At 35.9% G+C, this 14436-nt stretch carries 14 protein-coding genes, 1 tRNA gene and 1 rRNA gene; 1 reads left to right on the plus strand and 15 read right to left on the minus strand.

The annotated features are described in order from the left end of the window. From PCY11_RS05490 to ychF, 13 genes are all read right to left on the minus strand, one after another. Positions 1-61 (minus strand): 16S ribosomal RNA (locus PCY11_RS05490); the annotation flags it as partial. 242 nt (positions 62-303) lie between these two features. Further along, positions 304-783, minus strand: coding sequence for a sigma-70 family RNA polymerase sigma factor (locus PCY11_RS05495; RefSeq protein WP_003009261.1), 480 nt, complete (start codon positions 781-783; stop codon positions 304-306). A gap of 154 nt (positions 784-937) precedes the next feature. Next, positions 938-1009, minus strand: a tRNA-Glu gene (locus PCY11_RS05500). 92 nt (positions 1010-1101) lie between these two features. Further along, positions 1102-3075 (minus strand): ATP-dependent zinc metalloprotease FtsH, encoded by a 1974-nt coding sequence (ftsH, locus tag PCY11_RS05505; RefSeq protein WP_049485696.1) that lies wholly within the window; start codon positions 3073-3075, stop codon positions 1102-1104. A gap of 10 nt (positions 3076-3085) precedes the next feature. Continuing rightward, entirely contained in the window at positions 3086-3628 is a 543-nt protein-coding gene (hpt, locus tag PCY11_RS05510) for a hypoxanthine phosphoribosyltransferase (protein WP_021154179.1), read from the minus strand. A gap of 4 nt (positions 3629-3632) precedes the next feature. Then, positions 3633-4907 (minus strand): tRNA lysidine(34) synthetase TilS, encoded by a 1275-nt coding sequence (tilS, locus tag PCY11_RS05515; RefSeq protein ID WP_023920007.1) that lies wholly within the window; start codon positions 4905-4907, stop codon positions 3633-3635. Then, positions 4907-6172 carry a serine hydrolase gene (locus PCY11_RS05520; protein ID WP_231065220.1) on the minus strand — a complete coding sequence of 422 codons (1266 nt, stop codon included), beginning with the start codon at positions 6170-6172 and terminating at the stop codon, positions 4907-4909. Before PCY11_RS05520 ends, tilS begins: the two co-directional genes overlap by 1 nt. Then, positions 6165-6293 carry an SP_0009 family protein gene (locus PCY11_RS05525; RefSeq protein ID WP_003009253.1) on the minus strand — a complete coding sequence of 43 codons (129 nt, stop codon included), beginning with the start codon at positions 6291-6293 and terminating at the stop codon, positions 6165-6167. The genes PCY11_RS05520 and PCY11_RS05525 overlap by 8 nt, the downstream gene beginning before the upstream one ends. A 3-nt stretch (positions 6294-6296) precedes the next feature. Then, the gene (locus tag PCY11_RS05530) at positions 6297-6665 is read right to left on the minus strand and encodes a septum formation initiator family protein (protein ID WP_003009251.1); all 369 of its coding nucleotides are present in this window, start codon (positions 6663-6665) and stop codon (positions 6297-6299) included. Further along, a complete protein-coding gene (locus PCY11_RS05535) occupies positions 6658-6924 on the minus strand; it encodes an RNA-binding S4 domain-containing protein (RefSeq protein WP_003002258.1) in 267 nt (88 codons plus the stop codon). The genes PCY11_RS05530 and PCY11_RS05535 overlap by 8 nt, the downstream gene beginning before the upstream one ends. Positions 6925-6992: 68 nt before the next feature. After that, a complete protein-coding gene (gene mfd, locus PCY11_RS05540) occupies positions 6993-10487 on the minus strand; it encodes a transcription-repair coupling factor (RefSeq protein ID WP_061590651.1) in 3495 nt (1164 codons plus the stop codon). A 4-nt stretch (positions 10488-10491) separates the two neighbouring features. Continuing rightward, complete coding sequence (gene pth, locus PCY11_RS05545; protein ID WP_021154173.1) at positions 10492-11061, minus strand: aminoacyl-tRNA hydrolase; 570 nt, start codon at positions 11059-11061, stop codon at positions 10492-10494. A 68-nt stretch (positions 11062-11129) separates the two neighbouring features. Beyond that, complete coding sequence (gene ychF, locus PCY11_RS05550; RefSeq protein WP_049523091.1) at positions 11130-12245, minus strand: redox-regulated ATPase YchF; 1116 nt, start codon at positions 12243-12245, stop codon at positions 11130-11132. A 178-nt stretch (positions 12246-12423) separates the two neighbouring features. On the opposite strand from ychF, the gene PCY11_RS05555 reads away from it, so the two are divergent. Next, positions 12424-12921: a DUF1307 domain-containing protein gene (locus tag PCY11_RS05555; RefSeq protein WP_049507418.1), complete on the plus strand. Its 498-nt coding sequence runs from the start codon at positions 12424-12426 to the stop codon at positions 12919-12921. 35 nt (positions 12922-12956) lie between these two features. Here PCY11_RS05555 and PCY11_RS05560 read toward each other — a convergent pair whose 3' ends face one another. Both PCY11_RS05560 and dnaN read right to left on the minus strand, forming a co-directional pair. After that, positions 12957-13148, minus strand: coding sequence for a DUF951 domain-containing protein (locus PCY11_RS05560; protein ID WP_003002008.1), 192 nt, complete (start codon positions 13146-13148; stop codon positions 12957-12959). 12 nt (positions 13149-13160) lie between these two features. After that, positions 13161-14297 carry a DNA polymerase III subunit beta gene (gene dnaN / locus PCY11_RS05565; protein WP_021154169.1) on the minus strand — a complete coding sequence of 379 codons (1137 nt, stop codon included), beginning with the start codon at positions 14295-14297 and terminating at the stop codon, positions 13161-13163. Between the last annotated feature and the right edge of the window lie 139 nt (positions 14298-14436).

Raw genomic sequence — 14436 nt, forward strand, 5'->3', positions numbered from 1 at the left:
CTTGCATGTATTAGGCACGCCGCCAGCGTTCATCCTGAGCCAGGATCAAACTCTCATTAAAATAATTGTTTGTCTTAAACTCATTCTGTCACTGACAGATTTATTGTTTTTTATTGTTCAGTTACTACAACTTTTGTTGTAGCGCCCTGCACATTGGTTCGTCTTGTTCAGTTTTCAAAGGTCTTTGTCGCTCTCGCGCGACAACTATATTAGTATATCATGACCTTCTCTTACTGTCAATACTTTTTTCCAAAAAATTTTATTTTTTTGAAAGTTCATTTATTCACTGTCAACTTTCAGTTTTTAAATTGAATTTTTAAAGTCCTTTAAATAGTTCTCTAATTTCTTTTTCATTTTTGTTTTTCCTAGACATCTTCTGTTTGCTAGTAATGCTTCATATTGTTCTTTTTCTTTTACGGTTAATTTTTCTTTAAAACGTTTTAATGCATCTCTCAGAACAACCAGCTCATCTAAATATATTTTTCTTGATGAAATTCTGTGACTAATTTCTCCAATTTCAATATATGGAAGTCTATTAATTTTTCTTTTATCACTTTCCTGTTGTCTTATTTTATCTTTAATATGATTTCTAAATTTTGTTTTGAAATATGTATAAAGTAATTCTTCATTTGTTTCAATTTCAGGATTTTTTTGATAAAGTTCAAAGAGTGTTAGCTGTCCTTCTTGTTCCCAATCATCCTTTTCCCATAATTGAATATAATATTCTTTTTCACATTTTCTTACGATATATTTTACTTTTTGATACATTTTATTAAATTCCATAAGCTCTCCTTTACTTTTATCTGTATTTTATAAAAATAAAGAAGCCCATTGGACTTTTTTTCTATTCTGCACGTTTTTTTAACTATTTGGTTATTATTTTTAGCTATTTTGTCCAAATACACAAAAAAACTGCCACTTGGTGACAGTTTATCGATAGTCCGTACGGGATTCGAACCCGTGTTACCGCCGTGAAAAGGCGGTGTCTTAACCCCTTGACCAACGGACCATTTTTACAACATATTCTATTATACAGAATATTTTTACTCTGTCAACACTTTTTTTAATAAAAAAAGAAGGAAATATTTTCCTTCTTTTGAATTAGTTATTTTCTTCTAATTTTGACTTAATCTCATCATATGATAGAGGTTTTGCTTCTTCTTCTAATTCATGCTCTGAATTTTCAGGCATTTTTCCTGTTTCATATAATGATTTAATTTGAACACTATCCAAGGTTTCATATTTTAATAGAGCTTCCGCAATTAATTTATGCGTTTCTCTATTTCCTTGAATAATTTCTGCCGCTTTATTACGGGCTTCATTCAACAGACTACGAACTTCTTCATCAATTTCGTAAGCTGTTCGTTCTGAAATCATTTTTTGTGGACTTTGAGCACCAAACATTGCATGATTTCCTTCATATTGGACCGGTCCAAGTTTTTCACTCATACCATATTCTGTCACCATTGCACGCGCCATTTGGGTAGCTTGTTCAAAGTCATTTGAAGCACCCGTTGTTTGCGAATTGAAAATAATTTCTTCGGCAACACGTCCTCCCATGAGCCCAGCTAATTGTTCTTTCATATCTTCTTTAGAAAGTAACATTTGATCTTCTTTAGGAAGGGCAATCATGTAACCGCCTGCACGACCACGTGGAACAATCGTAACTTTATGAACTACACGAGCATTTGATAAGACCAGACCAACAATTGTATGACCAGCTTCGTGATAAGCAACCATTTCACGTTCTTTTTGTGAAATCGTCCGATCTTTCTTAGATGGACCTGCAATAACACGATCTTCTGCTTCATCGATATCAGCAGCATCAATTACTTTTTTATTTCGACGAGCTGCAACCAAGGCTGCTTCGTTCAAAACATTTTCGAGATCAGCACCGACAAATCCTGGTGTTTGTTGAGCAACCAATTTCAAGTCCACATCTTGAGCAAGTGGCTTATTCTTAGCATGAACACGAAGAATTGCCTCACGACCTTTCACATCTGGACGTCCAACCAATACTTTACGGTCAAAACGGCCAGGACGAAGAAGGGCAGGGTCAAGGACATCAGAACGGTTAGTTGCTGCGATAACAATGATTCCTTCGTTGCCTTCAAAACCATCCATCTCAATCAAGAGCTGGTTAAGGGTTTGTTCACGTTCATCATTTCCGCCACCAAGACCTACACCACGTTGGCGCCCAACAGCATCAATTTCATCGATAAAGATAATGGCTGGTGCTGCTTTTTTAGCATCTTCAAAAAGTGAACGAACCCGGCTAGCGCCGACTCCGACAAACATTTCAACGAAGTCAGAACCAGAAATACTGAAGAATGGCACTCCAGCTTCACCAGCTACTGCTTTTGCTAAAAGGGTTTTACCAGTTCCGGGAGGGCCTTCAAGAAGCACACCTGCTGGGATTCTTGCACCCAATTTAGTAAAGCGTTTTGGATCTTTTAAAAATTCAACAACTTCAACAAGTTCTTGTTTTTCTTCTTCAGCTCCTGCTACATCTGAAAAACGAACTTTAATATCTTCTTTATTAGCAGCGCGGGCTTTATTACGACCAAAGTTCATGGCACCGCGGGCACCTCCGCCACCGCCTTGGTTCATCATTGAGAAGAAGAAGAACATGACGATAACAAATGGAACAATTGAAGTCAGAATGGTTATCCACATGCCACTTGAGCTTTCACGTTTGATAGTGATTTCCGCTTTGTGGTCAGCTGCTAATTTTTGTAATTCATTGACAGTGATGTCAGATGGAAGGATGACACTAGTAAAGCGAGATACTTTTTGAACACTTGGGGTAAAAAATTGAATTCCTGTATCATCTTTTGATTCTTTAGCTTTATTATAGGTCCCTGCAATTTCAATCACACTACCATTTGGTTGGTAACTGATCGTTTTTACATTATCATTTTTAATTTCTTTGACCAATTCTGTGTAGTTGATTTGCTGACTTTGACCAACTCCATTACCCGCAAAAAAGTACTGGAACCCTGTCACAGCCGCTACAATAATCAACAAATACAGAAATGGATTTCGAACAAAACCGTTATTTTTTCTGTTATTCATCTAGTCTCCTCTATTTTGAGTACACTTCCTCTTTTAATACACCAACATAGGGTAGGTTACGATAATTTTCATCATAGTCTAAACCATATCCTACAACAAACTCATTTGGAATCGTAAAGCAGGTATAATCTGCTTCAATCTCAACCAAACGTCCTTCAGGTTTATCCAGTAAGGTAGCAATCTTCACAGATCCTGCATTTCGTTCTTCAAAGAGTTCTTTTAGACTCTTGAGGGTTTTACCTGTATCGATAATATCTTCTACAAATAAAATATCTCTACCAGTAATATCTTGGTCGATATCCTTGATAATATTAATAATACCTGAGCTTGCTGTACCACCATGATAACTTGAAACCAGCATAAAATCCAATTCAATATGTGTATCCACGTGGTTGATCAACTCTGCCATAAATGGAACAGAGCCTTTCAAAATTCCAACAAAAATTGGATTTTTTCCTTGGTACTCTTTTGTTAGGGTTTCCCCCAATTTCTTTGCTGCTTCTACAATTTCATCATGTGAAACCAATACTTTTTTTATATCTTTTTCTAACATGTTTTTACCTATCTATTTTTTGAATATAAAGATCATCTTTCATTATACCACTTTTTGAGGGCTTACTCAAATCACTCGTTACCAATCCCACTACAGAAAGAATATTATGATTCTGTTCTATAATGAGAGCCTTTTGCCGAAGAGAAATTGGAATTTTATGGTTGATAAACCACCGCCTTAATTTTTGATGGTGGCCATTAACAAGCAGCTGATCTCCTTCCTTTCTCCTTCTAATTAAGATGGGAGTTTCGCGTGAAACAGAAAGAATTTCTACATTTTCCCCTACTAATGGTTGTCCAAAAGATAGTTTATAATTTGCAATTTCAAAAATATTCCCAAATTCTAACAAAAATGGGAGGGGTTGGTCATCCGACTTTTGACTGATTTTTTGTATTTCAAAGAAATCATATTCTTGATGTAGTTCATAATTCGACTTTAAATAATGAACGCAATTTCTTTTTTTTCGCAGTAAATCTAATAATTCTTGAAACTGTACCCTACCAAGTTGCAAATCTGGAAATTGTGCCAAATACTCTTCTAATAAGAATGATTGTACAGAATCAGAATACGTTCTAAAAGAAGCTAAATCTTGAATACTTAACTCGCTAGTCAATTCTTTCAGGGCTTGGTGCCAATGAGTCACTTCCTCTGCTAAATAACGAAGACTTGCTTGCATTTGAGGATTTTCTTTTTCAAATTCAGGAAGGTATTGATGGCGTACACGATTTCGGAAATAGTCCTGTGAGTCATTGCTACTATCTTCAAAGTGAGGGATTTCCATCAACTCATCTTTGGTAAAAATTAACAAAGGACGGATTAGCTCACCCTTGCCAAATGGTTGGCGTACAGGAATGCCACTTAAATGGCGTAATTTTGTTCCTCGTATCAAGCGCATGAAAGTTGTTTCAGCTTGATCATTTGCATGATGACCTGTTACTAAAGCAGTGCAATCTTCTTTCTCCATAATCTGTTTAAAAAAATCATAACGAAAGGTACGAGCTTTTGCTTCCGTAAAATCACCCGAATAGTGAGCCACATGAATACGTGTCTCTCGCCTATCAGCTAGCGTTCGAAGTTCACTTTCTTCTAAATCTGATTCTGGTCTTTGTCCATGATTGATATGAGCGAGTACCAGATGGATTTTCAATCGTTCTTTATTCTTATATAAAAGTTCATACAGATTCATTGAATCCAATCCACCAGATAAGGCAACTAAAACACGGCGATGGGGAGTAAATAGATCTTGTTTTTCACAAAACTCTAAAAATCGCTTTTCCATTATTTCAATACCTCATAGATATCCTTTGAAATGTTGGAAATCGTATCATAATTCGAATGATCTGTAAAAACGACTAGTACATAGGGTGAATTTGTGTATACAATCGCAACATCATGTCTAAAATCATAGGCATCTCCAATTTTATGAGCAACTTTTACTGGAAGGTCACGCGCAATCCGTTGATCATCATATTTTGTAGAGGAGAGTGCATCAATAATAGAGCCATTTTGTTGATAGACAGCCTCCATGACATTGCCAGCCATTTCAGCGGATGCTTCTCTTTTTTCAACATCCCAATGTTTCTTTGCAATTTTATCCAAAGTTTTTTGGAAGTCTTGATCTGATTGATGAGTGACATAATAATTCAAGATATTATGTCCAACATTATCTGATTCTTTTGCAATTTTATCTACCAACTCTTGAACACTATATTCTTTTCCATCTGGTGTTTTTGAAAGGCTACCACTTCCTTCTGGTTCATAGCCACCTTTGAAATCATTGACTTCTGGAATATATTTGTAGGTTGTAGTTGGAGAAATGGCTTTTTTATTGAGCTGTTCTTGGACGTAGTACAAGTATGGTAATTTCGTTACACTGGCAGAATACATTTCTTTTTGCGGATTGATTCCAGCAGTATTTCCAGTCTCTAATTGTTTTACATAGATTCCATACGAAGGAGAATTGTATTTACTATTTAACAAGTCCTGGACTTTTTCCATTCGATTATCTTTTTCAGTAACGAATGGTTTGTTCACCCAGCCCTGACCTTCAATCTCCACAAATTCATCTCGTAAAGTCTTAGCTGTACGTAAGACTGTCACTTTTGTATAAGGAGAAAGAGGTGTATTTTTTTCTTTTGCACCATTTATTAAGGGTCGGTCATACACTTTAAAACCAGGTTTTAGCCACATGTCTTGTTTTTTTTCTTGTGTTTCTTGTACAACATCAGAAAAAATGACAGAAGAATCTGCTAATACATATCCTTTATCTACTATTTTAAATACAGCTTTCCCTTCATCATTTACAAAGAGTTGTTCGATTGTAAACGGTGTGTTGGGAAGAATTTCTCCTTTTGCTTTTTTCAACTGAGGATCAGAAAAAACAGAAATTTTGCGATAGACATTCGGGTTCGCTGGAATTGAAGAAAAATAAAGTTCTGATGGATGAGCCATTGTCTGAGAAGACTCAGACTGCTCGATACTCGCTGCTTGAGACCCAATAAATAAAATTGGAACTAACAATAGGAGCAGAAATCGTTTAGACACCTGTATTCCTTTCCTTTTCATCCTTTTGAAGTTTAATCATTTGGTTTTTCTTTTTTAATTCCTCTAATTTTTCATCCGAAAATTCAAGGAATTGTTTAACTGTTTGTAAGATATTTTCCATCGGTTATTGGGGGAGTAAATCTGGGATGGTATAAACATATTCACCATCTTTTGAAAAAGAATACTTAGCGCGTGCATATTTTGTTGCATAATCATCGTCTTTTAATTTTTTAGCGATGTCTTGTTGGTATTCTTTTTGTTCACTTGTTTCTTTATACTCTTTTTCCAACTGTTTGTATTGTTCTTTTTTATCTTGTAGCGATTGATAGCTCTGGGCTAAATTATAAGTTGGAAGAATAAACAATAACATGACCAATATCAAAACGAGCCCCAGAAAACGATTGCGTTTTTTTCTTTCTTCTTCTAAAAAACGTTTTCGCTGACTTTCGTCTTTGATATATTTATTGTTCATTTGAACGATATTTTTAGGCATCTTCTTCTATCCTTGTTTCACTAATTATTTCGTACATTTTGGATGCATCTTCTTTTTTTGTACTATCCAACATTTCCAAGACTTTAACCGTCAATACTTTATTTCCAAAACGAACTTCAATTTGATCATTCACTTTCAAATCCGTTGAACTTTTGGCTAATACTCCATTAACTTTGATCCGCCCTTTATCTGCAACTTCCTTTGCAACAGGGCGACGCTTAATAATGCGAGAAACTTTTAAATATTTATCTAATCTCATACTGTCACCTCTAACATAGTATTGTATCATTTTTTATACATAAAATGCGAAAAATGAGCTGAGAACTGCTAGTTCTCTTCTTTTTCCTGTTTAATTTCCAATAAGGTTTGACCAAATTGCTTCAGAGCTTCTAAAATTTCAAAATCTTTCTTGTTTCGAATATCAAAGATCACTTCAATCAATCCCTTTTCTTCTGCAATCTGTGCCTTCAACTGTGTCATTGACAGAGCTTTGAAATAATCCTGTGTTAAAAACAGTTGTTTGGCAATAGGTTCAAATTTCACTGTCACTTTTTGTTGTTTTCTCTCAACAAGACGGACAAAGACTTGATCTAAGTAAGCTTTCACTAAACCAATTTCAAGTAGATAGGCCACAACATCTGGGTATTCTCCAAAACGATCAATCAATTCATCTTGCAAGTATTCATAGTCCGTTGTAGAATTCATTTCACGAATTTGTTTGTAAATTTCAATTTTTTGACGTTGATCTGAAATATATTCATTAGGTAAATACGCATCTATTTGAAGGTTCAACTCTGCATTGCTCTTTTGCCGACGATGCTCTTGGCCTTGTTTCTTAGCAATAGCTTCTTCTAACAATTGAGAATACATTTCAAAACCAACTGAATCGATGAAACCAGATTGAGAAGCTCCAAGGATATTCCCTGCTCCACGGATCGATAAATCTCGCATAGCAATTTTAAATCCAGACCCCAACTCAGTAAAACCTTTAATCGCTTCTAAACGTTTTTCAGACACTTCTGTAAGAGATTTGTCTGGACGATACATCAAATAGGCATAAGCAATTCGATTGCTTCGTCCCACACGACCTCTTAGTTGATAAAGCGTTGAAAGTCCCATATGATCCGCATTTTCAATAAAGAGCGTATTGGCATTTGGAATATCCACACCTGTCTCAATAATGGTTGTCGTCACTAAGACATCGTATTCGCCATTAATGAAATCCAACAGGGTATTTTCTAAGCGAACCTCACTCATCTGACCATGAACAAAGCCAATCGAAGCCTCTGGAATCAACTCTTTTAATTCAGACACCTTTTGTTCAATTGTATCTACCTTGTTGTAAAGATAATAGGCTTGTCCTCCACGATCCATCTCCCGCAACACAGCGTCTCGAATAATGGTTGGATTGGTCTCTAATACAAAAGTTTGCACAGGATACCGATTGGTCGGAGGTGTTTCGATGACAGACAAATCTCGAATTCCTAGCATAGACATGTGAAGAGTTCGAGGTATAGGGGTAGCTGTCAAGGTAAGCACATCCACCTTTTTTTTCAATTCTTTCAAGGTTTCTTTGTGCTTCACTCCAAAACGTTGTTCTTCATCGATCACGATTAAACCTAAGTCTGAAAAAACAACATCTTTGGACAAGAGACGGTGAGTTCCAATAATAATATCCACTCGTCCTTTTTTCAACTTTTCAAGCGTTTCTTTCTGCTCTGCCTTACTCTGGAAACGACTTAAAACAGCAACCTCTACTGCAAAAGATTCAAAACGCTCCTTAAAATTGGCATAATGTTGTTGGGCAAGAACAGTGGTAGGAACCAGCACTGCTACTTGTTTATGATCATTTACTGCCTTAAAGGCTGCTCGCATAGCGACCTCTGTTTTTCCAAAACCGACGTCTCCAACCAGCAATCGGTCCATCGGACGATTCGATTCCATATCTTTTTTAATTTCTTCAATGGAACGTAATTGGTCATCTGTTTCAATATATGGAAAATCTTGTTCAAAAGCCTCTTGATTTTCATCATCTTGGGAATAGGCAAAGCCTTCTAATTGACTACGCTCCGCATAAAGTTTTATCAAATCATCCGCAATGTCCTCTACCTGGGTCTGAACCTTTTGCTTCGTTTTTTGGAAACGCCCATCGTTTAACTTGTTAATTTTTGGCGTTTTTCCATCACTTGCAACGTATTTGGACAACATCTGAATCTGATCGACAGGAATCGAGATGCGATCTCCATTTTGATATTGAATTGAAACATAATCACGATGGACACCCGAAATTTCAATCGTTTCAATTCCCAAATATTGACCAATACCATGAACTTGGTGAACAACATAGTCCCCTTTTTCCAATTCATTATAATTTTTTAGGCGTTCTGCATTGGAAATATTTTGCCTGCGAATCTTTCGTTTGATCTTTTTCTGATAAATCTCTGATTCTGTAATGTAGACAATTTTTTCATCAACAAATTGAAAACCGTGAGCTAATCCTCCAACGACTAATTGACTAGCTTGAGGAATGATCGTATCCCCATCAATATAATCTAATCGAATCCCATACTCTTCTAAATTTTTATGGAGCTGTTGAAGATTGTGATGAGAAGTTGCTTGGACAATAACAGTATAGTTTGATTTTCGATACCGTTCAATTTCCTCTTTTAGTAAATCAAATTGTCCAAAAAACTCCTGCATGGGATATTGATTGAATTGATACAAATGATCAAACTTCAGATTTCCTAATCCTTTTTGAAAGTTTGAAAAATAAGTTGCAGGCGTATATTTTCGTAATGTTGTACTGGTGTCTGCAAAATACACTTGGCGAGAAGAAGCTCTATTTTTATGTAAATCTTCCGTCAAGAGATTAGCTGTATCTAGTTCAAATCTCGCTATTTGGTCTGCTATTTTTTGATAATCATCCAGAAAGACTGGAGTATGTTTAGGGAGATAATCGAATAGGGTATATTGCTTTTTGTAAAAGAAACTAATAAATTTCCTAAGATCCGGATGGAGTTTCCTTTGAGAAATATCTCCCAGAATTTCTGCTAGATAAGATTTAAATTCTTCATTTGCACTCTGTTCTTGCAATTGTTCTATTTGCTGCTGACCACGGATAAAATCTTCCTCTTGCAACAATAGATCACTCACTGCCTTCAGTTGAACTTCTTCAACATTTTCAACAGAACGCTGACTTTCTGGGTCAAAGATTCGGATTCCATCAATCTCATCTCCGAAAAATTCAATCCGATAGGGTTGGAGTTGGTCGATCTCAAAGATATCTAAAATATCTCCTCGTAGACTAAACTCTCCCTGTTGCAAAACTTGGCTCACCTTTTGGTAGCCAATTTTCTGTAATGTTTCACTCAGAGTAGTTAAGTCTATTTCTTGACCAACCTTCAATTGAAAAATGCTAGATGCAAAAACTTTAGGAGAAGGTAATAGTAGTTTTATACCACTCACATTGGTCACAAGGATGCCTTGACGATCTTCTTGGCATAAAAAGTTCAAAGCCTCTAATCGTGCAAATTGCCTTTCTTGTGAAGCAAAAACAAATTCTGCTAAAGGGTTATCATCTCCCAAAAATGTATGGACTTTCTCTTCTCCAAGTAAGGCAATAAAATCACTGGCCAATCGTTCTGCTTCGTTATAACTGGAAGTGATGAGGACTGCTTTTTCAATAGAATCAAAGGCTGAAGCCATTACAATAGCCTTTGTGGTCGCAGATAATCCTAAGATCAATTCCCTATTATTTTTTTGCAAACCTTGTTGCCAGGATAGAAGGTTGGAGTTTTGACTCACTAAATCAATTACATTCATCTACTTACCCGTTGTATTTCTGCATGCTTCTTTCAAAATTTTCTTCTACCAAGTAATCGTTAACCGCTTCTTCTACTCGATCGATTGTTTGTAGAATAGTGATGTAATCGCCTTTATCAAATTTTCCTAAGACATGATGAACAACTGACATGCCCTGCTTAGGTCTTCCAATTCCAATCTTAATTCGATAAAAAGTCTGAGTTCCAATATGATTGATAATCGATTTGATTCCGTTATGACCTCCAGCTGATCCTTTAGCTCGAAGACGAATCTTACCAACTTCCATATCTAAATCATCGTAAATAACCAAAAGATCTTCAATATCCAGACCATAATAAGTCAGAAGGGCATGGACTGCTTTTCCACTCTCATTCATGAAAGTGGTCGGCTTTACAAAATAGACCTTTTCTCCATTCAAAAATGTTGAGGCGATATCAGCTTGAAAAATCTTATCATGGGAGAAAGTAAGATTTAAAGACTTTGCCATTTGATCAACTAACATAAAGCCTACATTGTGTTTCGTTTCAAAATACTTATCACCTGGATTTCCCAATCCAACAATTAATTTCGTCATCTCTTTCCTTTCAAAACACTAAAAGGGTTGGAAATATTTTTTCCAACCTTTACATTTTTTTAACTATCTTATACATTAAAACGGAATTCCATGATGTCCCCGTCTTGGACAACATATTCTTTTCCTTCTTCGCGCAAGCGTCCTGCTTCTTTTACAGCCTTTTCAGAACCGTATTTAACTAAATCATCATAGGACATGGTCACGGCACGAATAAATCCTTTTTCAAAATCAGAGTGGATGATTCCAGCAGCTTGAGGAGCTTTCATACCACGTTTGAAGGTCCAAGCACGCACTTCTTTTTCACCAGCTGTGAAATAAGTGCCAAGTCCCAACAAGTGGTAAGCTGCACGCGTGAGTTTATCAACTCCAGACTCTGTTAGGCCAATTGCCTCTAAAAATTCTTGTTTATCTGCATCATCTAGCTCAGAAATTTCTTCCTCAGCACGCGCAGAAATCACCACGACTTCCGCATTCTCTGTTGCCGCAAAGTCACGAATTTGCTTCACATACTCGATAGAATCTGGATCTGCAACAACATCTTCATCCACATTGGCTACATAAAGAACTGGTTTGGTAGTCAAAAGGAAAAGTCCTTTCACCACTTTTTGTTCTTCCTCCGTGAATTCAATGGTCCGAGCTGATTTACCATCTTCAAGAACTGGTTTGATTTTTTGTAGAACATTAAATTCCGCAACAGAATCCTTATCTTTTTGTGTACGAGCGATTTTTTCTACACGCGCATAGCGTTTATTGACAGACTCTAAGTCGGCTAAAATTAATTCTAAATTGATGGTATCAATATCTGCCAGTGGATCAACAAAGGCATCTTCACGACCTTGCTCCCGCATGACATTTTCATCATCAAAAGCACGCACTACATGGACAATGGCATCTACTTCACGGATATTGGCCAAGAATTTATTACCAAGTCCTTCTCCCTTAGAAGCCCCTTTCACAATCCCAGCAATATCTGTAAATTCAAAAGTAGTCGGAACTGTCTTCTTAGGAGTAATCATTTCCGTCAATTTTTGGAGGCGTTCATCTGGAACTTCTACCATCCCGACGTTTGGATCAATGGTTGCAAAGGGATAGTTTGCGGCCTCTGCTCCTGCTTTTGTAATTGCGTTAAATAGGGTTGATTTACCAACATTTGGTAAGCCAACGATACCTGCTGTTAATACCATTTTTCTTTTTTCTCCGTTCAAATTTCAATCTCTTTTATTATAACATAATTCAAAAGATAAGTAATGAAAAATAAAATATTTCATGACCTTTGAAACTAGATTTTTTCATCAAACTGTAACGTTCTAAAAAGATAAAAATGATATACTATATTTAACAATGAACAAAGGAGTTTTTCAGATGAAAAAACAAATATGGAAATCTATTTTTCTTTCTTTAATCGCTATCTTTACGCTCTTTCTTCTTGGAGCTTGTGGACAACAATCTGTTCAAAAATCCTATCTTCAGGCAATCAACCAAGAAAAGAAAACAGATGTTCGTATTACACTAGAACATAAAGGTGATAAAGCGATCAGTAACCAAACCACCACTACTATTTATTACAAAGAGGCGGGAGTTACGAAAGATCAATTAAAGGAAATGATCGATAAATATGATGAAGAATACAAAGATGTCAAAGGATTCACACATTCTGCTGAATATAAAGATGATTATTTGGTTGAAAAAACAACACTAAATTATGAAAAGGCAGACTTAGATCAGCTAATTGAAAAGAAATTAGTAACGACACAAAAAGATAAAAAAGTCGACTATATCAGCTTCAAATCAACTTTTGATATGATGAAACAGGGTGGTTTCAAAGAAGTTAAAAATGGAAAATTTGAAGAATTAAAATAATCGAAAAGGTTCGGTCACATAAGTGACTGAACCTTTTATAGTACTTTCTTCATTTTCTGTTCAAAATCATGGCGACTCATCATGACCACATGATCACAATTGCTACACTTGATTTTTATGTCTGCACCAAGTCGCGTAATTTCCCAACGATTTGCCTTCTTGCCTGTTTCTTTAATCACACAAGCGTGAGGCTTTTTCATTTCTACAAAATCACCTAACGTATACATGATTCACCTTTGTTAATTTGTGCGAACTGGCGTAATCAATTGAATGAACCCTTGTTCATTTCCTTCTGGAACCAATGTAAACGGTCTAACAGAAGAAATAAAACGAATAACAACTTGTTCACTGTCAATAGCTTTGAGCGCTTCAATCAAATAAGTTGGATTAAAGCTAATAGACAAATCCTCTCCTGAAACGGCGCTCGTATCGATCTCTTCATTTACTCGCCCAACTTCTGGTGAATGAACGTGGGAAGAAACCACTCCATTTTTGAACTCTAATTTAACCGTTCCGTTTTGAGTCGCATTTGAAAGAAGACGAGCACGCTCCATTGCAAATCGAAGGTTGGCCACATTGAAGGTTGCCTCTGTATTGAATTCTGTTGGAATGAGACGGTCTGTATCAGGATAATTTCCTTCTAGCAAACGGGTATAAAAACTAATGTGTTCACTTCTAAAGAGAATTTGATTGTTAGCAAAGAAAACCTCAACTGTTTCAATATCATCAGAAAAAACAGAGGTGAATTCACGAAGAGAGCGACTTGGGATGACAACATCAAAGTTGTCTCCATTTTTCTCCAGTGTAATCACTTTTTGACTCATACGGTGAGAGTCTGTTGCTACTGTTTTTAGCTCTTTATTATCCGATAAAACAAAGTGAACACCTGTCAAAATTGGACGACTTTCTTGTACACTTGCTGCAAATGCTGTTTCATTAATTAATTGTTTTAATAATTTTGTTTCCAAAACTAATGGATTACTTGCAGCAATTTCTTGAATACGTGGATATTGATCTGCATCTTTTCCTTTAAGTGTAATTTCTGATTTTCCACTTGTTAAAAGAACCTGTTTTTGTTCAATCTCTTTAAAATCTAAAGTAACATCTGGTAAACTTGAAACCACATTAATAAAGAAAGTTGCTTCCAATAAAATAGAACCTGGAGAGGTCACTAGTAAACCAGCATTTTCATCTTTGATAGAAATAAAGTTTTCAATTGAAATTTGGCCATTCGATCCAGATAAGGCAACTCCTTCTGGAGTGACATCAATTTTAATCGTGGAAAGAATTGGGATAGCATTTTTTGAACTGATCGCTCTTTTGGTAGTATTTAGTGCTTGTAAAAATAAAGTTTTGTTAATAGAAAAATTTATCATGGTCATTCCTTTTATTTATTTTATGATTAGTAAGATAATAGTAATAGTAGATTGTGTGGAAGTTGTGGAAAACTCTCAGAATCCTATCTATGACTTAAAAAGTTACTTGTTTAAAAATTGTGCATAACCCTTAGAAGTT

Origin of the sequence: Streptococcus sp. SP8 (assembly GCF_030440045.1) — a bacterium.
Classification (GTDB): Bacteria; Bacillota; Bacilli; order Lactobacillales; family Streptococcaceae; genus Streptococcus; species Streptococcus parasanguinis_I.